General features: G+C 63.4%; 14 protein-coding genes and 4 pseudogenes. 15 read left to right on the top strand and 3 right to left on the bottom strand.

Going from position 1 to position 20,806, the window contains the following annotated elements; translation table 11 throughout:
* Positions 1–40 precede the first annotated feature (40 nt).
* From HL671_RS28210 to HL671_RS28200, 3 genes and pseudogenes are all read right to left on the bottom strand, one after another.
* Positions 41–619: pseudogene (locus tag HL671_RS28210) on the bottom strand (MBL fold metallo-hydrolase); the annotation flags it as partial.
* 89 nt (positions 620–708) lie between these two features.
* Positions 709–1,533 (bottom strand): alpha/beta fold hydrolase, encoded by an 825-nt coding sequence (locus HL671_RS28205; RefSeq protein ID WP_012042118.1) that lies wholly within the window; start codon positions 1,531–1,533, stop codon positions 709–711.
* Between the two features lie 361 nt (positions 1,534–1,894).
* Positions 1,895–2,317: a nuclear transport factor 2 family protein gene (locus HL671_RS28200; protein ID WP_172240789.1), complete on the bottom strand. Its 423-nt coding sequence runs from the start codon at positions 2,315–2,317 to the stop codon at positions 1,895–1,897.
* Between the two features lie 381 nt (positions 2,318–2,698).
* Between HL671_RS28200 and HL671_RS28195 the strand changes: the two genes are divergently transcribed.
* The 15 genes and pseudogenes from HL671_RS28195 to HL671_RS28125 all read left to right on the top strand — a co-directional run bounded on the left by HL671_RS28195 (position 2,699) and on the right by HL671_RS28125 (position 20,586).
* On the top strand, positions 2,699–5,554 hold the full coding sequence (locus tag HL671_RS28195; RefSeq protein WP_172240786.1) for an ATP-binding protein: 2,856 nt from the start codon (positions 2,699–2,701) through the stop codon (positions 5,552–5,554).
* A gap of 50 nt (positions 5,555–5,604) precedes the next feature.
* Positions 5,605–7,008: a sulfite dehydrogenase gene (soxC, locus tag HL671_RS28190; RefSeq protein ID WP_246579736.1), complete on the top strand. Its 1,404-nt coding sequence runs from the start codon at positions 5,605–5,607 to the stop codon at positions 7,006–7,008.
* Positions 6,995–7,540, top strand: a pseudogene (locus tag HL671_RS28185) (c-type cytochrome). Before soxC ends, HL671_RS28185 begins: the two are co-directional and overlap by 14 nt.
* 68 nt (positions 7,541–7,608) lie before the next feature.
* On the top strand, positions 7,609–8,016 hold the full coding sequence (locus HL671_RS28180; RefSeq protein WP_172240783.1) for a DUF302 domain-containing protein: 408 nt from the start codon (positions 7,609–7,611) through the stop codon (positions 8,014–8,016).
* A gap of 66 nt (positions 8,017–8,082) precedes the next feature.
* Positions 8,083–8,652 (top strand): annotated as a pseudogene (locus HL671_RS38530) (alcohol dehydrogenase catalytic domain-containing protein).
* A gap of 52 nt (positions 8,653–8,704) precedes the next feature.
* Positions 8,705–9,007 carry a tautomerase family protein gene (locus tag HL671_RS28170; RefSeq protein WP_172240777.1) on the top strand — a complete coding sequence of 101 codons (303 nt, stop codon included), beginning with the start codon at positions 8,705–8,707 and terminating at the stop codon, positions 9,005–9,007.
* Positions 9,008–9,292: 285 nt separating this feature from the next.
* Positions 9,293–10,345: pseudogene (locus HL671_RS28165) on the top strand (IS3 family transposase); the annotation flags it as partial.
* 741 nt (positions 10,346–11,086) lie between these two features.
* A complete protein-coding gene (locus HL671_RS28160) occupies positions 11,087–12,439 on the top strand; it encodes an ABC transporter substrate-binding protein (protein ID WP_172240774.1) in 1,353 nt (450 codons plus the stop codon).
* Between the two features lie 72 nt (positions 12,440–12,511).
* The gene (locus tag HL671_RS28155) at positions 12,512–13,393 is read left to right on the top strand and encodes an ABC transporter permease (RefSeq protein WP_012042130.1); all 882 of its coding nucleotides are present in this window, start codon (positions 12,512–12,514) and stop codon (positions 13,391–13,393) included.
* The gene (locus tag HL671_RS28150; protein ID WP_172240771.1) at positions 13,390–14,280 is read left to right on the top strand and encodes an ABC transporter permease; all 891 of its coding nucleotides are present in this window, start codon (positions 13,390–13,392) and stop codon (positions 14,278–14,280) included. Before HL671_RS28155 ends, HL671_RS28150 begins: the two co-directional genes overlap by 4 nt.
* A gap of 11 nt (positions 14,281–14,291) precedes the next feature.
* On the top strand, positions 14,292–15,398 hold the full coding sequence (locus HL671_RS28145; protein WP_012042132.1) for an ABC transporter ATP-binding protein: 1,107 nt from the start codon (positions 14,292–14,294) through the stop codon (positions 15,396–15,398).
* 26 nt (positions 15,399–15,424) lie between these two features.
* Positions 15,425–15,913, top strand: coding sequence for a (2Fe-2S)-binding protein (locus HL671_RS28140; protein WP_012042133.1), 489 nt, complete (start codon positions 15,425–15,427; stop codon positions 15,911–15,913).
* 2 nt (positions 15,914–15,915) lie between these two features.
* Positions 15,916–18,303, top strand: a complete 2,388-nt coding sequence (locus HL671_RS28135; protein ID WP_172240768.1) for a xanthine dehydrogenase family protein molybdopterin-binding subunit — start codon at positions 15,916–15,918, stop codon at positions 18,301–18,303.
* 9 nt (positions 18,304–18,312) lie between these two features.
* The gene (locus HL671_RS28130; protein ID WP_012042135.1) at positions 18,313–19,110 is read left to right on the top strand and encodes an FAD binding domain-containing protein; all 798 of its coding nucleotides are present in this window, start codon (positions 18,313–18,315) and stop codon (positions 19,108–19,110) included.
* A 15-nt stretch (positions 19,111–19,125) separates the two neighbouring features.
* Positions 19,126–20,586 (top strand): amidase, encoded by a 1,461-nt coding sequence (locus HL671_RS28125; RefSeq protein WP_172240765.1) that lies wholly within the window; start codon positions 19,126–19,128, stop codon positions 20,584–20,586.
* Positions 20,587–20,806: the final 220 nt, after the last annotated feature.

Genomic DNA, 20,806 nt, shown 5'->3' with positions numbered 1-20,806 from the left:
ACTCTAGCCAAAAATGGTCCAGTTTTCCGGCCTCAGATCAGGTATGTGCCGAGCGATAGTGCTTCAGGGTTAGCGACTGACCGTTGAGCTTGACCGAATGCTCCTTTGAGAACACCCGACCGGGCAGCCCGGTCTGTACGAGCGGTAGGAAATTGTAGTCCCAATCCTCCACACGCTTCACCTGCGACAGGTACTTGCGTGTGTTCTCATGGGCGATGATCTCAGCTCCTCCAGCGCCGATCCAAGGATTGCCATCAGAGTGGTCAAAATGCCAGTGGGTGTTGATGAGATGCGTCACCGGCTGAGGGGAGATCGCGGAGAGAGCCTTGGTCATCTGGTGGCGCGACACACTAATGCCTGCATCAACCATGACGAGGCCGTCTCTTCCGCTCAGAACCGCGACGTTGCCTCCGGACCCCTCGAGAATGGAAACGTTGTCTCTCAGCCTGTGAGTAACGATTTTTGCCTGGGCGGCACTATCCTTGATGAGACTTACCAGGCCGCGTGCTTCCGCATAGGCCTCGCGTGGGCTCATCCACCCGCCGGTGGCGGCGAATGTTGCCGTACCCATGCAGCAGAGGCAGAATCCACGGCGGGAGATCATGTGTCCGGATTTCATGATGTACTTTTCCGCAGCCGGTCTCAGGTGAGCCGACTCTCTAAATCAGTGTATGCAGGTCGGAGGGAGGTCTCTGACAGCAGCGGCGCTCATGACTTGATGAAGGCGAGCAGGTCCGGGTTGATCACATCGGCATGGGTCGTGAACATTCCATGAGGGTAGCCATCGTAGACTTTGAGCGTTCCGTTCTTGAGCAGCTTGACAGAAAGTTCGGCGGAGTCGGCGATGGGCACGACCTGGTCGTCACTGCCATGCATGATGAGAACCGGCACGTCTATAAGCTTCAGATCCTCGGTGAAATCGGTCTCCGAGAACACCTTTATGCACTCATAGTGCGCGTTCGCTCCCCCCATCATGCCCTGGCGCCACCAGTTGCGGATCGTGCCTTCGGAGATGACCGCGCCGGGGCGGTTGAAGCCGTAGAACGGGCCACTCGCGATATCTAGGTAGAGTTGCGCTCGGTTGGCCGCGAGAGCCGCGCGGTAGCCGTCGAAAACCTCAATGGGAAGTCCACCGGGATTTTTGGCCGACTTGACCATCACGGGCGGGATGGCGGAGATGAGCACCGCCTTGGCGACCCGACCCTTGCCGTGCCGGGCGACGTACCTCGTAACTTCGCCGCCTCCCGTCGAGTGGCCAATATGTATTGCGTCACGAAGGTCGAGGGCCTCAGCGAGGGCCGCGACGTCAGCTGCATAGGTGTCCATGTCGTTGCCCGCGGAGGTCTGGCTTGAGCGGCCATGGCCCCTCCGGTCGTGCGCGATGACCCGGTATCCCTTAGCGAGGAAGAACAGCATCTGGGTGTCCCAGTCGTCGGCGCTCAGCGGCCAGCCGTGGTGGAACACGATGGGCTGTCCGGTGCCCCAATCCTTGTAGAAGATCTGCGCGCCGTCTTTGACCTTGATGCTGTTCATGATCTCAATCCTATTTTCAATGGTTGCTTGGCTTGAGCTCGCCGCTATGACGGGCAGCGTTTTGGCAAGAGCGATGGCTCCGGTCCCCGATCAGGACCTCCCGTCTGGTCGCAGTGGACATTGTCGTGGATTTGCTCGAATCCATTGGTCCTCCCGCCCGTTGGCTGGACATGGCTCCGCTGGCGCCTTGGGACACAGGACCAGCCATACAGATGAAGAGCGACTGGTGATCATTGAGGCTGGGCCTTTTCCGTTTCCAAACGCCATTGATTTCGCCGCTGCGATCAACGTGATGAAAGAATAAGCGAGGGGTAGGGAACCGCGACCCCGGGCGCAAAACAGGTCCGAAATCGATGGGCTTTCATTTCGCGGGTGACACGCGATTCCAAAACTCATCAAACTCGCGCGTGTCGAAGAAGGCGACAGCGCTTGTCACTCTCTTGTCCTTCATGCGAAAATACCATGTGTACGTATTGCGATACGGCAGTCCATCTTTCGTTGTCGCGGAGGCGTCAAAGAATATGATCACGACGTCTCCGTCGGCGTAGATGCCGCGAACGGCTGGAACCAGCGGCGTAGCCATCCGAGCGTTAAACGGCTTAATCACTTTCTCCAGAAAAGCTTCGCGAGTCGCGTAGGTCTTCGATAGTGGCGATGAGCCGACAATCGTCCAATCGGCGTCCGCCAGCAGCAGTTCGAATGGGGTGCCGGTACCGGCACTCCATCGGTCGAAGCTCGCTTTAACAACGGCTTTGTTTTCTGAGGCGTCTTTGCCGGTGGACATGGATTGCCCCGATAATTTTTGCGATCAGCTCGATGATGGTTTGTACCAATGCATCTGCGGATCATATCCGCTGTCGCGCTCGGATACCTTGATGAGTTTCTGAAGAATTCTGAAGTAGGGTCAGTGTCCCGACTGGGAGTAAGTCGGCCAAATGGTTCAGCGCAAAGAAGGCGAATCACCCTATCTATAATCCACCCTTATGGGTCGTTCAGGAAAAGGCAAGGCATCGCCGTAAGGGTCTAGGTTCTTCCGTTCGTCGCGCTAGATGTCTTTTCTCCACGCTGACCATCACGGAAAAATGCTAACCTAGGAGTGCAAGTGCGGCATTTGGTGCTCGCCTGCGCTTTGGCTCTATGTAGTGTTTCGAGAGGATTTGCGAGAATGCCCGCACTCGGCGGAAAAGTCGTTTTTGCAACTGGTGAGTGGGAGATCGATCTCGATCGTCGTGAGCTACGCGCGCGGGGGGGACCTGTCCCCCTTGGTGGCCGAGCTTTCGAAATCATGGAAGTTCTGATCAAATCGGAGGGTAAGCTTGTCACAAAGGACGAGCTGCTGTCCCAAGTTTGGCCGGGTGCGACCGTCGAAGAAAACACCCTGCAAGTCCATATATCCGCGTTGCGAAAGGCCTTGGGACCGGACCGAGAAATGTTAAAGACGATATCCGGCCGCGGTTACCGTCTGCTTGGCACGTGGGCGCCAAGGGCATCAGGTGCGGTCTTGAGGACCAGTCCGGTACACTTCCACGCGGTCTCCGGGGCGACCTTTCAAACCAATCTGCCCGAGGCGACCTCTGAGTTGATTGGTCGCGATGCTGCCGGACAGCATCTGCGCAATCTCCTGTCGACGTATCGTGTCGTAACGCTGACGGGGCCGGGCGGAATCGGAAAGACGAGACTTGCTCTGGAGGTCGCTCGTAGTCTGGTCCCAGATTTTCATGGCGATCGCTTCCTTGTTGAATTGGCGTCGCTGTCGGATCCCGCACTCCTGCCGTCCGCCGTGGCGGGGGCGATGGGCCTGAGGCTCGGCGAGGATGCCGCATCGCATACCATCGCGCAGATTACGGGCGGCAAGAAGCTGCTTCTCGTGCTTGATAATTGCGAACACGTCATCGAGGCTGCGGCTCGGTTTGCGGAAACGATCGTGCGCCTGTGTCCGCACGTATCGATTTTGGCAACCAGCCGCGAGGTTTTGCGCATCGACGGCGAATATGTGTATCGCGTTCCTCCGCTGGACGTGCCACCCGAAAATCAGGCCGATCCGAAGCGGGTTCTCGATCACAGCGCGGCACGGCTGTTCGTTTCCAGGGCGATGGCATCGCAGGCGGATTTCCTGCCCGACGGCGAAAATATTTCGGCCATTTCCGCCATCTGCCGGCGCCTCGACGGCATCCCGCTTGCGATCGAATTTGCGGCCGCCCGTGCTGCCACGCTCGGGCTTCGCCATGTCGCGGCGCGGCTGGACGATCGTTTCGGATTGCTGACCAGTGGTCGGCGCACCGCGCTTGCGCGCCACCAGACGCTGCGTGCAACGCTCGACTGGAGTTACGAGCTCCTAGCCCCGCTGGAGCAACACGTTCTGTGTCGTCTGGGTGTCTTTCATGGTGGCTTTACGCTGGAAGCAGCGGCTGCGGTGGCGGAGGAGCCGGCGAATACCTTGCCGGTGGTCGAGGATATCGTCTGCAAGCTGGCGACTAAATCGCTGCTAGCACTGGATGGATCAGGGCCAGGCGACCGTTGGCGGATGCTCGAGACGATCCGCGCCTATGCCCTGGAAAAGCTGAACGATGCTGGCGAAGCCGCTCGCGCCCGGCGGCTTCATGCCGAGTATTTTCGCGACCTGTTCATGCCGATCAGCTCGCGCGCGTCGCTGGAGACAAAAGCCGACGGCATCGCTTACGAGGTCCGCGATCTTGACAACGTCCGCGCCGCGCTCGACTGGTGCTTCTCTTCGGCCGGCGATCTGGCAATCGGGGTTTCGCTCACCGCGGCCTGCGTGCCGGTCTGGCTCAATCTGTCATTGGTCGCCGAATGTCGGGAGCGCGCCGAGCGCGCGCTGGCCTGTCCCGAGATCGAACAGGCCTTGAGCGCACACCTGCGGATGCAGCTCTATATCGCGTTCGGGAGAGCCGTCGTTCAATCGATGGGGGCCGAAGAGCAGATCGACTCCGTGCTGTCGAAGGGACTCGAAATCGCAAGAAGTATCAATGATGTCGATGCAGAGCTGCGGGCGCTTTGGGCCACGTGGTGCTACCTCGATCACAAGGGTGAGCACGGGGCAGCGCGCTCCGTCGCGCAGCAGTTCGCGCAAGCCGCGGGCAGAAAAGGCGATAGCGCAGATATCCTCGTCGGAGACCGCTTGATCGGCTACACGACGCACTATCTCGGAGACCAAGTCGAGGCGCGCGGCTACCTTGAACGGGTGGTCGAAGGCTATGTCGCTCCGGCCGGCCAGCGTCACGTGATCTGGTTTCAACACGATCAGCTTGTGGTCGCCAAAGTCGTGCTGGCGCGGGTGCTTTGCCTTCAGGGCTTTCTGGATCAGGCAACGCAGATGGCCCGGGAGAGCCTTGAACAGGCGCGGGCTTCAGGACATTCCCTCACGCTCCGTTACGTCCTGGGCTGGGGCTTGTGCCCGCTGTCGCTGATGATCGGTGATCTTGATGCGGGCGCAGACTTCGTGGCGACCCTTGTCGACCTCGCCGCGCGGCGCAGTCTGCCGTTCTGGCAAAGCGTCGGGCGCGCCTTGGAAGGGACACTTGCCATTCGGCGCGGCGAGTTCGCATCGGGCTTGGCCTTGCTGCACGGCGTGCTTGACGCCAAGCCCGGCTGGGCCGTCCGGTTCCCCGATTTCCTCGGTGCTTTTGCCGAGGGCCTTGCCCGGTTGGGGCGGCTTTCCGAAGCACTCTCGACCGTCGCGCGTGCGCTCGCGGACGCCGAGCGAGGCGAGGCGTGCTGGTACCTCGCCGAGATGCTGCGGATCAAGGGTGAACTCCTGCTCCAGGCCGGCGGAGATCGCGCGGAGGCGCAGGCGTGCTTTCACGAAGCGCTCGATGTCGCGCGCCGCCAGGGGGCGCTGTTGTGGGAATTGCGCAGCGCCGTGAGTCTCGCTGGCTTGCTTGGTCATGATCGGCCGGAGGAGGCGCGCCAGATTCTGGCATCCGCGTTCGGGAGATTCACCGAGGGCTTCGACACCGCCGATCTGCGCGCCGCGAGGACCATGCTCGAAACGCTGCGCTAAAATAGCCTCCCGAAGAGCCACGGGCGCGGCGCCGGCATCTCCCCAAGCCCTTGCTCGGCTTCAGCTGTCTGAATCACGCCTTACTTCAGGAATCTTCAGAACTGCATCAGGGAATGCATGCGGGACGGGAAGTATGTTCGCACCAGTGCAACGACTTCCAGGAAATCGAGATGGCCGACCACGGCAATTCTCCGCCCGATCTTGTTGAGTCCGACCGCCTACGAGCCAGCCCGTCGCGCAGGAGTTTCTTCGCCGCCTCCGCAGGCCTTGCGGGTAGCCTTATTGCCGCCCCGGTGGCAGCGGACTCGCTGGCCGACGTTCCGCCGCGCGAGGACGGCGCCAATCTCAGTGGGCACAGCGAGCGATCGCAATATGTGAAGCTTGCCCGTATTCCCGAAGCCGGGCCCGGCAAGCGCAACGTCGATCCGAGCGATGCGATCAATTCCAAGGCGCCACTCGACAAGCTGTTCGGCGGCATCACGCCAACCGATCTGCACTATGAGCGCAGCCACTCCGGCGCCCCCGACCTCGATCCGGCGAAACATCGCCTTCTGGTCCACGGCATGGTGGGGAAGCCGCTGGTCTTCAATGTCGAAGACCTCAAGGCCATGCCGTCAGTCTCTCGGGTCGTCTTCATTGAATGCACCGGCAATGGTTGGGAAAACTGGAAGAAGGCCGACGAGAATCTGACGGTGCAGCACACCCACGGGCTCGTCAGCACCAATGAGTGGACCGGCGTGCCCTTGAAATTCATCGTCGACCTGGTCGGCAAGGAACCAGATTCGCACTGGATGCTGGCAGAAGGTGGCGACGCCGCCGGCGTCGCGCGCAGCATTCCGCTGACAGACGAGATCCTGAGCGAGGCCTTTGTCGCCTATGGCCAGAACGGCGAGCCGCTGCGGCCGGCGCACGGTTTTCCGATGCGGCTGGTCATGCCGGGGTTCGAGGGCAACCTCAACATCAAATGGCTGCGCCGGCTGAAGTTCGGCGACCAGCCCTGGATGACCAGCTGGGAGACCGCGCGCTACACGCAGTTGCAGGCGAACGGCAAGGCCACGCAATTCCAACTGCGCATGGACACCAACTCGGTGATCACCACGCCGTCGGGCACGATGGTGATCAAGCCGGGTTACCAGCGCATCAATGGCCTTGCCTGGAGCGGCCATGGCAGGATCGCGAAGGTCGAGATATCGACGGACGGGGCGAAGAACTGGAGGCAGGCGCAGCTGACTCAGCCCGCGCTGCCGAAGGCGCAAGTCCGCTTCCAGATGGATTGGACTTGGGAAGGCAAGCCGACCAGGATCGTGAGCCGTTCCACCGACGACAGGGGCAATGTGCAGCCCGACCGTAAATCCTTCATTGCGGCGATGGGGACCAACGCGCTGTTTCACTACAACGCGCAGCAGACCTGGAGCATCGACGAAACCGGGAGAGTCCGCAATGTCCTTGACTAGCAGGAGCGTTCTCGCCGTGGCGGTCGCACTCGCATTGGTCTCGCCCGTCCTCGCCTATGATTTCGGTCGTCAGGCAACGCCCGACGAGATCGCGTTATGGGACATCGACGTCAGGCCGGATGGCAAGGGATTGCCGCCCGGAAGCGGCACGGTGGCGGAGGGCAAGCAGGTCTTCGCCGACAATTGTGCTGCATGCCATGGCGACAATGGCGTCGGCGGCATCAAGGACCGGCTGGTCGGCGGCCCGGGCACACTCGCCTCGGCCAACCCGGTGAAAACCGTCGGCAGCTACTGGCCCTATGCCACGACGCTGTTCGATTACATTCACAGGGCCATGCCATATCAGGCGCCAGGCTAGCTGAGCAACGACGACACCTACGCCGTCGCCGCCTACATTCTGAGCCTGAACGGCATTCTGCCGGCCGACGGCAAGCTCGATCGCGACAGCCTGCCGAGGGTGAAGATGCCGAACCGCGACGGCTTCGTGCCCGAGTCGGAATTCGATCCGGCGAAGCTGTTCCGAAAGCAATGAGGGCGGCGTTCGCGAGGGCCGCCATCTTGGCGCTGATCGCTGCGCCATCGCTATGGGGAGTGCATGCAATGGCCGCCGAAGGACTGATCACGCTGCGCAGCAGCTTTGGACCTGAAGAGACCATGAACCGGTTCGAGGCCGAGGTCCGCGCGAAGGGCATGACCGTGTTCGCCCACATCGACCATGCCGCCGGTGCGGCCGCGGTCGGGCTGCCGCTGCGGCCGACGGATCTGTTGATCTTCGGTGCCGCCAAGGGCGGCACGCCGCTGATGCAGGTGGCGCAGACGATCGGCATCGACCTGCCGCTGAAGGCCCTGGTCTGGCAGGACGAGGCTGGTACGACTTTTCTGTCCTACAACGATCCAGCCTATCTCACGCAGCGGCACGGCCTCAGCGAAAGCACAAATCCCTTGGTCGAAGCGATGTCGGGCGCGGTCAAGGCGATCGCGGCCAAAGCTACAATGACGCCTGAGTAAACCATCACCGGGAAAGGCAGGCCAACATGAGCGCGACCATGGCGAGCCGCTATACTCGGCGGGGCGATGCAGCCATCCAGGCTCGCCTCGATCCCGCAGCCGGTGCCTGGGCGCGGCGAGGTGCTGGTCAAGGTTGCTGCGAGCGGCGTCAATCTGCTCGGCATCAAAGTCCGGGCTGGCGTCGCGGCGCATGCGCGTCATCCCTTTCATGCGGTCCTCGGTATCGACCTGCTGGCACCGTGGCGGCGCTTGGGCCCGGGGTGGCTACCTTTCGCGAGGGCGACAAAGTTCATGGCATGACAGCGGTGTCGGCGGCGTGCAGGGATCGCTCGCCGAATATGCTGCTTTCAACTCGGTCGCCCGCTTCGGCCATGTCGTCAGCGCGCTCGGATGGTAGACGCATTCGCTCGCGCCGCTCTCTCTCCGTGCCGGCACCTATTCTGGCGTATTCACGCTGTTGCCGCTCCTCAGCGGCGAAGGCCGCGCGCATCACGGGGAAATCCTACGCGAGGCGACCAAATTCGTAGAAGCTGCGCCTCCACCCGCGCCGGTTCAACCTGTCGAATGTCGACGCGGCACATGCGTCGGTCGACGACCGGTCGGCAGAAAGGGAAGATTCTGGTCGAATTCCAATAGCGATCTGAGGCAATCGGTCTCACCTGCGCCCGTATGTGAAAGGAAACCCAACATGCCATTCGTCAATGTTAAACTGGTTGAAGGCGTTTTCACCACTGAAGAAAAGCATGCAATGGCTAAAGCGCTTACCGACGTGATGGTCAAGTTCGAGGGATCGGAGGCCTTTCGCGAAGTCGTCTGGGTCTTGATTGAGGAGCTTCACACCGACGGTTGGCACATCGGCGGCCGGCCGTTCGCGGGGCCAAAGTCGTTGAAGGAATCGTTGGGTAACTCAAAGGCTATCTACGAGACGATCAACGGCGATCCTACCACGCGCGCCGAATGGGCGGCCGCAGCACCTGTTCGTAACACCTGACGACAACAAGGTCGATCAAGGACGTCAATCTCGAAAAACTGCCGAGACCTGCGCTTAGTATCATCGTGCACGGAGGCTCGATCGATGGACATAGAACCAAACCAATTCGCGGCGAGTGCCACGTCGTCTACGCGTTAGGAGAACGATCGGCGTTCAAGATTGGCGATCTTATCAGCTCGCGGTTGACAATGAGCAGGAGAGGATGCGCCGGTGAGGCAGGCTGAAATGATGCAAGCTGCCATTCTTGATGCACCGCAGCTGCCATTTCGGCTTGCCTCGATCCCGCGGCTCAAGCGGCTGCTGGCGGACGCCATGCTGGGCAATGCCGCCCTGAAGGATCTCCTGGGAAAGAAGTGGTGACGCCTGCGGCGAAGCGGAAAGCTGTCGCACATCTCGTGCGNGAAAGAAGTGGTGACGCCTGCGGCGAAGCGGAAAGCTGTCGCACATCTCGTGCGCGTTCACGGGATGAGCGAACGGCGGGCGTGTAAAGCCATCGGCTGTTGCCGCATGACGGTCAGATATCGGACGAGCCGGGCTGATGATGCCGGGCTGCGGGAGCGGATGAGGGCGATCGCCCATGAGCGTCGCCGCTTCGGCTATCGTCGCCTGCACGTCCTGCTCAAGCGGGAGGGCTACCTGGTCAATCACAAGAAGCTGTTCCGGCTGTACCTGGAGGAACGGCTCACGGTGCGCCGCAGAGGTGGCCGCAAGCGCGCTATCGGGACGCGAGCGCCGATGACGGTGCCGCTGCTCCCGAATGATCGCTGGTCACTCGACTTTGTGTCGGATCAGATGACCGATGGCCGGCGATTCCGCACCCTGACCGTGGTCGACGACTGCACCCGCGAGTGCCTGGCGCTGGTGGCTGACACTTCACTCTCGGGCGTCCGGGTCGCACGAGAGTTAGACCGGCTGGTCGCCGAGCGCGGCAAGCCCAAGATGGTGGTGAGCGACAGCGGTAGTGAGCTCACAAGCAATGCCATCCTGACATGGACCGATCAGAGCCGTGTCGCCTGGCACAACATTGCGCCGGGCAAGCCCATGAAGAACGCCTTCATCGAGAGCTTCAACGGTCGCCTGCGGGATGAACTGCTGAACGAGACGCTGTTCACCTCGCTTGCTCAGGCCCGCGTCGCGCTCCGATGCTGGCGGACCGACTATAACGACGCTCGGCCACACTCCCAGCTCGGATGGAAGACGCCATCCGAATTCGCCGCCACCTTCAATCCGCGTCGGGATCTGGCGCTGCGCTATGCCGAGAGCTCCGCGCCAGCTCCCGCTGCTACGACCGCCCAGATGGGCACATCAAACCGCCCGAACGAACTCAGATCTGGATAAAAATTGGGGGCAAGGGCATCCGGGCCGAATTGGATTTATCTCAGCAGCAATCACCTCAAGGCTCGCTGTTGGCCGAAAATGATTTGGGCTTATTAGCCGGGCGCGAGTGAATGAATGTGCAAGAGCGCGTGCTCGAACTTGTCGATCGCTTCAATGCAGAGACGTGACGATTGGCCTTGCCGATCAAATTGGTCGATCGGAGCGCCCTAATATCTCTGATAGAATTGGACCACGCGAGGCCGTTGACGCTCGGATCTACTCTGTGGGAATGCGTCTCTGTGGCCGCTCGCGCCACAGGATCAAGAAGGCAGAACGTCCTCGTTATCTGCAGTGGTTGGCTCGTTGAGCTGCGTTGCGGCGCTGCCAGCGGAATTCTGCCGTCGGCGCGATTGACTGATCCTGGAGTGTCTTGAGATTGGTCGAGGAATCTCAAGGCTTTGTGGGCTCAGCTTAAGATACGACGCTCTCGTGTCCGTTTCTTGATCGCCGTCGAAAAGGAATCCGTTTGCGGCCAACATCGGTCCACTGCTCAATCGGTTCTCAGCCGATTGGCGCGGATCTGTGCGATTGCCGAGAGCTCAAGCAGAGGACAGTCGACATTAGCGGCGCTTATATCCGCAATTTTTGCTTCCAATTTTACTTCGCAAAATCCCGCCGATAGCCTCGCATCAAGATCGAAACGCAAGCGGGCCAACATCCAACGAAGGATGTCGTGCTGCCTTGTAACCAGCGGGGGTTGCTATGCGCGACAACGAGACACGCACGTCGACGGGCGAGACGGTGGGACTAAAGACCAGGCCGTCGAAAGACAGGCTGAGCCGGCGTTCATTGCTCAAGGGTGCGGCCGCGCTTGCGGGTGCAGCGGTTGGCTCGGACATCGTGCCGGGCGCGCCGACGATCTGGGCGCAGGAGATCAAGGATATCGAACTGCGCCATGTCGGCGTGTCCTATTCGGTGGTGAAGGCGATCGGTGACCAGGCCGCGAAGGATCTCGGCTTCAAGGTCACGATGCAGAACCTCGATACGTCGGCGGCGATCAACCGTTTCATCAGCCAGCCGAACAGCGTCGACATCGCCGACCTCGAGGGCTGGCAAGCCAAATTGGCCGCCAAGCGCGGCGTCATCCAGGGCATCGAGGTCAAGAAGATCAAGGAGTTCGACAACATCCTCCCGATCTTCACCAAAGGTGAGATCAATGGCCACAAGATTCCGCGCCAGGGCATTTCGCCCTATGAGGCGATGTACATCGCCAAGCCCGATGCGACCGATCTTCATGACGGTGTGACCGAGTGGGCGACCTTCCTGCCACAGGTCTACAATGCCGACTCGATCGGCTACCGGCCCGATCTCGTCGGCCACGAGGTGACCGAGTGGAAGGACCTGATCGACCCGAAGTTCAAGGGCAAGGCCGCGATCCTCGACGTGCCCGCGATCGGCATCATGGATGCCGCGCTGTGCTTCGAAAGTGCCGGACTGATCAAGTACGGCAACAAGGGCAACATGACCAAGGAGGAGATCGACTTCACCTGCAACAAGCTGATCGAGCTGAAGAAGCAGGGGCAATTCCGCGCCACCTGGACCACCTTCGATCAGTCGGTGCAACTGATGGCGGCAGGCGAGGTGGTGATCCAGTCGATGTGGTCGCCGGCGGTGGCCGCGGTGCGCGTCAAGGAGATCCCCTGCGTCTACGCGCCTGTCAACGTCAAGAACGGCAAGGAGGGCTATCGCGGCTGGTGCAACGGCATGGGTCTGATGAAGCACCTCACCGGCAAGAAGCTCGACGCCGCCTATGAGTATCTCAACTGGTACCTGTCCGGCTGGCAGGGCGGCTTCGTGGCGCGCTACGGCTATTACAGCCCGGTGCCGTCGACGGCGAAGAAGTTCCTCTCCGCTGCGGAATGGGATTTCTGGTACGAGGGCAAGCCCGCGCCGGAGGTCGTGAACGACCCCTATGGCGTGCCGATGGAGAAGGCCGGCACCAAGCGCGACGGCGGCTCGTTCCTCGACCGCGTCACCAACATCTCCTGCTGGAATACGCTGATGGACGAGGCTGCCTACATGAACAAGCGCTGGAACGACTTCAAGGTGGCCTGATTCCTGCCTCTTTCCACTGCACGGCCGGCACGATCCCGTGCCGGCGCAGGCGACAGCAAAGCAATCTCCGCGATGATGCCGAGCTCTTCTTCAACCTCTCGTTCGAGCCTGACCGGCTGGCTTTACGTGTCGCCTCTGGTCGGCGTGCTCGTGCCGTTCTTCCTGGCGCCGATCCTGGTGGTGCTGGCGGCAAGCTTCTTCGGCTCGGACGGATTCGGCGGGCTCACGCCGGGCTTCACGCTGGCGAACTACGTCGAAGTGCTGCATTCGGCGCTGACGCTCAAGCTCTATCTGGCAACGATCAAGTTCACCGTGCTGACCTGGATCTTCACGCTGCTGATCGGCTTCTTCGTGGCATACTTCCTGGTCTTTCACGTGCGCAACCAGCTGCTCGCAATCGGGCTGTTCCTGCTGTGCACCGTGCCGTTCTGGACCTCGAACATCATCCGCATGATCTCGTGGATCCCGCTGCTCGGCAAGGAAGGGCTGATCAACGCGGCCCTGATCTCGACCGGGGTGATCCGCCAGCCGCTGGAAGTGCTGCTGTTCTCGGATCTCGCCGTCGTCATCGCCTATGTGCACCAGCTGACGATCTTCATGATCGTGCCGATCTTCAATGCCATGGCGCGGATCGACAAGCGGCTGATCGAGGCCGCGATCGATGCCGGCGCCAGCCGCTTCGACATCCTGCGCCTGATCGTGGTGCCGATGGCCAAGAGCGGCATCGCGCTCGGCTCGATCTTCGTGGTCTCGATCGTGATGGGCGACTTCTTTGTCGTCAAGGTGATGTCCGGCGGCGGCTCCGCCTCGGTGGTCAGCGCCTTCTATGAGGACGTCGGCGTGCTGCAATATCCGACGGCAGCGGCGAGCGCGGTGCTGCTGACGCTGGTGCTCGTCGCCATCGTGTCGCTGATCCTGCGCAGCGTCGACATCCGCCGGGAGATCACCCGATGAGCGCCGTCGTGGTCGACAATCCCGAGCAGGGGATCTCCGCGCGCAAGGCGATCGCGCCGAGCAGGGGCAAGCGGCCCTGGACCTTCTACGTGCTGGCGTCGCTGTTTACAGCCTATGTGCTCGCGCTCTACGGCCCGATGTTCTGCATCTACATCCTGTCGTTCCAGGACATTCGCGGCGGCCTCGTGTTTCCGATGAAGGGGCGTTCGCTGCACTGGTTCATCGACCTGTTCACCCAGGTGCGTACCGGCGACGTCAAGGGCTCGTTCGACCGTTCGATCAAGCTCGCGGTGATCGTCACCATCATCACGGTGGTGATCTCGTTCCTGGCCGGCCTCGGCTTCCGTCGCCGCTTCAAGGGCGACAGCATCGTATTCTACATGATGATCGGCAGCCTCGTGGCGCCCGGCCTGGTGCTCGGGCTCGGCACTGGCCTGCTGTTCCAGGCGCTGGGACTGAACCCGGCCTGGTACTCCTCGGCGCTCGGCGCGCAGCTGTCGTGGACGTTGCCGTTCGGCGTGCTCGTGATGTTCGCGGTGATGTCGCGCTTCAACAATGCCTGGGACGAGGCGGCGCGCGATCTCGGCGCCAGCCGCTGGCAGGCGATCCGGCTCGTCATGATCCCGGTGCTGGCGCCTGGACTGGTTGCGGTCGCCTTGTTCGGCTTCACGCTGTCCTACGACGAGTTCGCGCGTACCCTGCAGACGGCGGGCTCTCTCAACACGCTGCCGCTGGAGATCTGGAGCATGACGTTGAACGTCACCTCGCCCTCGCTCTACGCGCTCGGCACCGTGACAACGATCGTGTCCTTCGTCGTCATCGGCGTCAGCCTGGGAAGCATCGTGCTGATCCAGAAGAAGCGCGGCGCGCAGAAGATCAAGGGATAAGGCTTGGACGGATGCGGATCGAACGAGGCGATATTGAGCTCGCAGGTGTCTGCAAGAGCTATGACGGTGTCGTCAATGCCGTCGACGGCGTCAATCTCAGGATTGCCGACGGCGCTTATTGCTGCTTCATCGGCCCGTCCGGCTGCGGCAAGACCACCATCCTGCGCATGATTGCCGGCCATGAGGACCCGACCGCGGGAGAGATCGTGATCGGCGGCCACAACGTGGTCGGCCTGCCGCCGGTGCAGCGGCGCACCGCGATGATGTTCCAGTCCTACGCGCTGTTTCCGCACCTGACGGTGCGCGAGAACATCGCCTTTGCGCTGCAGGTCCGCGGCCAGTCCAAGGCCGAACGGCTGCGGGCGGCTGACGCGATGATCGAGAAGGTGCGCCTGACGCAGTTTGCCGACCGGCTGCCGGCGCAGCTCTCCGGCGGGCAGCAGCAGCGCGTGGCGCTGGCGCGGGCCGCGATCACCGAGCCGCGCGTGCTGCTGCTCGACGAGCCGCTGTCAGCGCTCGACGAGCAGCTGCGGGTGCAGATGCGCCAGGAGTTGCGGCGGATGCAGCGCGAGCTCGGCATTACCTTCATCCACGTCACCCACACCCAGCTCGAGGCGATCGCGCTTGCCGATCTCGTCGTGGTGATGGAGCAGGGGCGGATCAAGCAGGCCGGGCCGGCGCGCGAGGTCTACGCCCATCCGCGCGACCGGTACGTCGCCGAGTTCATGGGCGGCCAGAACGTGCTGTCCGGCCGGGTCGCGAAGGTCAATGGCGGGAGCTTCCTGCTGAAGCAGGGCGCGCGAGAGGCCATCGAGGTGCCGCTGCAGGCGCGTCGCGGCATCGGCGTCGGCGACACTATCGATATCGCCGTGCGCCGCGACGATGTTGCGCTGGTCCGGCCCGGCGCGTCGCTGCCGCCCGGTTGCGGCACCGCGCTGCCGAGTCGCGTGACCGCGATCGAGTATCAGGGCTATTTCGTCAAGGTCATGCTCGACACCGTGCCGGACGACGAGTTCGTCGCCTATGTGCCCGAAAAGACCTTCTTCGCAGATCCCTTCAACGTCGGCGACGTCGTTCTGGCCACCTGGGTGGCGGATCGCGCCCGCCCGCTCGCCTGACCCTTTTCGACAACGGAGAGTAGACCGTGCAGATCTCCTTCACCCTCAATGGCCGTCCGACCACGGTCGACGTGGCGCCGGCAACGCTCGTCAGCGATCTCCTGCGTGAGCAGCTCAGCCTCACGGGGACGCATGTCGGCTGCGATACCAGCCAGTGCGGCGCCTGCGTCGTGCATCTCGACGGTGCGCCCGTGAAGAGCTGCACCTTGCTGGCGCCGTCGCTGGACGGCGCGACCTTGCTGACCATCGAGGGGCTCGGCGCCACCGCAGGCTCGAACGGGCTGCATCCAATGCAGGAAGCGTTCCGCGAGCATCATGGCCTGCAATGCGGCTTCTGTACGCCGGGCATGGTGATGACCGCGACCGCTCTCGCTGCCGCCAATCCGGCACCGACCGAGGCCGAGGTCCGGCGCGGGCTCGAAGGCAACATTTGCCGGTGCACCGGCTATCAGAACATCGTCATCGCGGTCATGGCCGGCGCGGCCGCCATGCACGCCACGTCAGCGGGAGAGTGACCATGGGGCAGGTGATCGGGATCGGCGCGGCGCCGAAGCGCAAGGAAGATCAGCGCTTCCTCACCGGGCGCGGCAACTACGTGTCGGACATCAAGCGGCCGGGCATGACGGCGGGTGTTTTCATCCGTTCGCCGCATGCCCATGCCGTGCTGCGCGGCATCGACAAATCCGCCGCGCTGGCGGCGCCGGGCGTGGTCGCGGTGCTGACCGGCGAGGATGTCGCAACCGACGGCCTGGGCTCGCTGCCCTGCGGCTGGGGCATCAGCGACGCCAAGGGCGTCCCGATGAAAGAGCCGCCATTCCCGATGCTGGCGCAGGGCAAGGTGCGCTTCGTCGGCGACATGGTGGCCTTCGTCATCGCCGAGACGCTCGAACAGGCGAAGTCGGCGGCGGAGCTGGTGAATGTCAACTATGAGGTGCTGCCCTCGGTCGTCGGCGTGCTCGATGCGGTCAGGCCCGACGCGCCGCAATTGTTCGACGACGTCCCGAACAATGTCTGCTGCGACTGGGAGCTCGGCGATAAGGCCGCGGTGGAGGCGGCGTTCCGCAAGGCGGCGCATGTCGCCAAGCTGGGCCTGGTCAACAATCGTCTGATCGGCAATCCGATGGAGCCGCGGGCGGCGATTGCCGAATATGATCCGGGCAAGGGCCACCACACGCTGTGGACCACCAGCCAGTTTCCCCATGTCGTGCGCTTCCTGATGAGCGCGCTGGTGCTGAAGCTGCCGGAGCACAAGGTGCGCGTCGTGGCGCCCGATGTCGGCGGCGGTTTCGGCGTCAAGCAGTTCCATTATGGCGAGGAGGCCGTTGTCACCTGGGCGGCCAAGCGCGTGCTGCGCCCAGTGAAATGGGTGGCGGATCGCTCGGAAGGCTATCTGTCGGACCGTCACGGCCGCGATCACGTCACCGAGGCCGAGCTGGCGCTCGACGAGAACGGGAAATTCCTGGCGCTCCGGGTCAAGACGCTCGCCAACATGGGCGGTTATCTCTCGACTTTCGGCCCGAACATCCCGACCAATCTGTACGCCCCGCTGCTCGGCGGCGTCTACACGACGCCGGCGATCTACTGCAACGTCAAGGTCGTATTCACCAACACCGTGCCCGTGGACGCCTATCGCGGCGCCGGTCGGCCCGAGGCGACCTTCGTGGTCGAGCGCATCGTCGATGTCGCCGCGGCCGAGATGGGGATCGACCGCGTCGAGCTGCGCCGGCGCAACATGATCCCGAAGGAGGCCTATCCGTACCAGACGCCGGTGCTGGTGCAGTACGATTCCGGCGATCCGATGGGGTGTCTCGACGGCGCGCTGGTCGCCGCCGACGTGAAGAATTTCGGCGTACGCAAGGCGGAATCGGCGCGCAATGGCAAGTTCCGCGGGCTCGGCTTCTCGACCTATGTCGAGGCCTGCGGACTCGCGCCGTCGCGCTTCGCTGGACGGTTGGGCGCGCGTGGCGGCCTCTATGAGAGCGCCACTGTGCGGGTGCATCCGGCGGGGCAGGTGACCGTGATGATCGGGACGCATAATCACGGCCAGGGCCATGAGACGACCTTCGCGCAGATCGTGTGCGAGAAGCTCGGCGTCCCCTTCGAGAATGTCGACATCGTGTTCGGCGACACCGACCGCGTCCAGTTCGGCATGGGCACCTATGGCTCGCGCTCCCTGGTGGTCGGCGGTGCGGCGCTGTCGAAGGCCGCCGACAAGGTGATCGTCAAAGGCAAGAAGATTGCCGCGCATCTGCTGGAAGCCAGCGAGCAGGACATCCATTTCGAGGCCGGCAAGTTCTCGGTTGCCGGCACTGACCGGGTCAAGACGATCGAGGAGATCGCAGGCGCGGCCTACGTGCCGCACAATTATCCGTTGGAGATCCTCGAGCCGGGACTGGAGGAGCAGGCCTATTACGACCCGGTCAACTTCACCTATCCGGGCGGCTGCCACATCGCCGAGGTCGAGATCGATCCGGAGACCGGCATCGTCACGTTGGTCAACTATACGGCGATGGACGATGTCGGCACCGTCATCAACCCGATGATCGTGGAGGGCCAGCTGCATGGCGGCATCGTGCAGGGCGTCGGCCAGGCGCTCTATGAGAATGCAGTCTATGACGAGAGCTCCGGGCAGTTGGTCTCGGGCTCGCTGATGGATTATTGCGTGCCGCGCGCCGACCATCTGCCGATGATGAAGGTGGCCACGCACTCGACGCTGTGCACGCATACGCCGATGGGCGTGAAGGGCTGCGGCGAGGTCGGCACCATCGGCTCGCCGGCCGCCGTGATCAACGCGGTGGTCGATGCGCTGGCACATCTCGGCGTCACCCATGTCGACATGCCGGCGACGCCGAACCGCATCTGGCGCCTGCTGCAGAACGCGTCGCTGCCAGTGGCCGCAGAGTAGGGGGGAAACATGCGTGCATTTGCCTATCACCAGCCGAACGAGATCTCGGAGGCGGTCAAGCTGCTCACGTCGGTCGAGGACTGCAAGGTCCTCGGCGGCGGCATGACCCTGATCCCCACGCTGAAGCAGCGCCTCGCGGCGCCAGCCGCCGTGGTGGATCTCGCGAAACTGCCTGCTTTGAAAGGGATCAGCGACGACGGCGTGACCGTGACGATCGGCGCCATGACCCCACATGCGGTGGTCGCTGCGTCACCGATCGTGCAGGCGCGCATTCCCGCGCTCGCTCATCTTGCATCCGAGATCGGCGATCCAGCCGTCCGCAACCGCGGCACGCTGGGCGGCTCTGTCGCCAACAACGACCCGGCCGCTGACTATCCCGCCGCCGTGCTCGGCCTCGGCGCCACTATTATCACCAGCGCGCGTGAGATCGCGGCGGATCGGTTCTTTGTCGGCCTGTTCGAGACCGCCTTGGAGCCCGGCGAGATCATCACGGCGATCCGCTTTCCCGTGCCGGTGGCGGCGGGTTACGCGAAGTTCAAGGCGCCGGCGTCGCGCTATGCGCTGGTCGGCGTGTTCGTCGCCAGGTTTGCCGACGGCGTGCGCGTCGCGGTGACCGGCGCCGGGGCGGGCGTGTTCCGCGTTGCGGCGATGGAGCAGGCGCTGAGCCAGAGCTTCGAGCCGACCAGCATCGCCTCCATCAAGATCGATGCGGCCGGGCTGACATCCGACATCCATGCCGAAGCCGACTACCGGGCGCATCTCGTCACGGTCATGGCCAAGCGCGCCGTCACGGCCGCATCGAGGTAGCCTTCAGGACCCATCATGACAGCCTTGTCTGCCCACGCGGCCGCTGCGGACGCGCCGTCCGATCTCGCTCGTTTGTCTGCCGTCGATCTGCTGGCGGGGTATCGGCGCAAGCGCTTCACTCCGGTTGACGTGGTCGAGGACATCATTGCGGCGCTGGACGCCACGCACACTCGCTGTAACGTCGTGGTGACCGCGATGTACGAGCAGGCGCGTGCCGACGCCAAGCGCCTCGCCGCCGCGATGCGTGCGGGCGAGCCGTGTGGTCCGCTGGCCGGCGTGCCCGTCACCATCAAGGATCTCGTGTTCGTCGCGGGCGTGCCGGCCTATGCCGGCTCGCCGATGAACAAGAGCTTCGTCCCCGACGCCGATGCGGCTGTGGTGTCGGCGCTGAAGGCTGCGGGCGCGATCATCACCTGCAAGACCACGACCTGCGAGTCCGGTTACAAGCTGACCGCCGACAGTCCGGTGACGGGACTGACGCGCAATCCGTGGAATCCGGCACACACCAGCGGCGGGTCGAGCGGTGGTGCGGCTGCGGCGGTCGCTTCGGGCTGCGGTCCGATCGCGATCGGCACCGACGGCGTCGGCTCGATCCGGGTGCCGTCGTCGTTCTGCGGTGTGTTCGGCTTGAAGCCGACCTTTGGCCTGGTGCCGCGCTCGCCCGGCTTCGCGCCGCCCTCCTGGGCCTCGCTGGCGCATACCGGCCCGATCACGCGCACGGTGGCAGACGCCGCGCTGGCGCTCGAGACGATCGCCATCCACGATCTGCGCGATGCGGCGAGCCTCGCGGTCGCGCAGCGCCGCTTCGACGCGAGCCCGCGGCCGCTGACCGGCCTGCGCATCGGCGCCAGCGCCGATCTCGGCTATGCCGCCGTCGCGCCCGATGTGCGCGCGGCCTTCGCCAAGGCGGTCGCTGTGCTGGAGGACTGCGGCGCGCGCATCAGCGGCGATCATCCCGGCATCGACAGCCGAATCCTGGAACGGACGCTGAAGCCGATTGCCTTCATCGAGCAGGCCGCAGCGGTCGCGCACAAGACCGGAGACGAGCTCGCCGATTGCGACACCGATTATCGCGATGTGATCGCGGCGGGCCGCAGTTACGCCGGCGTCGATTATGTCGAGGCCGGCTATCGCCGCACCCAGATGCGCGCCGCCTTCGTCGATTTGTTCTCCCGCGTCGATGCGCTGGTGACGCCGACAGTCGCGGTGACCGCGTTCGGTGCGGGGCAGCTCGGGGTCGCGAGCATCGACGGCACGCCGGTCGATCCGCATCTCGGCTGGTCGCCGTTCTCCTGGCCGATCAATCTGGCCGGCCTGCCGGCCGCCACCGTGCCGTGCGGCTTCGATCGCGACGGCCTGCCGATCGGCCTGCAGATCATCGCGCCCTGGCTCGACGAGCCCACGATCTTCAAGATCGCCGCGGCCTTCGAGGAGGCGCAGCCGTGGGCCGGGAGGTGGCCGGAGATGCGCCGTTAGTTGGTGCGCGATGTGTGCCGGTTGCACCCGCACGCAACCCATGACGCACCCTTAAGCTCATCACCTGCGCTGCATTGGGCCGCGAAACGCTGATTGAGCCCACCGTCCTGCTGATGAGATCGCTGCGCGACGATGGGCATGCGGCGGCGGCTGCTTTGCCCACCCTGCGAACTCATGCCGTGTTGCGCGGGCGTGGTGCGAAGATGTGCCGGCGACCCGC

This window comes from Bradyrhizobium denitrificans (assembly GCF_013179005.1).
Lineage (GTDB): Bacteria > Pseudomonadota > Alphaproteobacteria > Rhizobiales > Xanthobacteraceae > Bradyrhizobium > Bradyrhizobium denitrificans.
The sequence above is the reverse complement of the archived record's forward strand: the minus strand, read 5'-3'. Positions and strand labels throughout refer to the sequence as shown.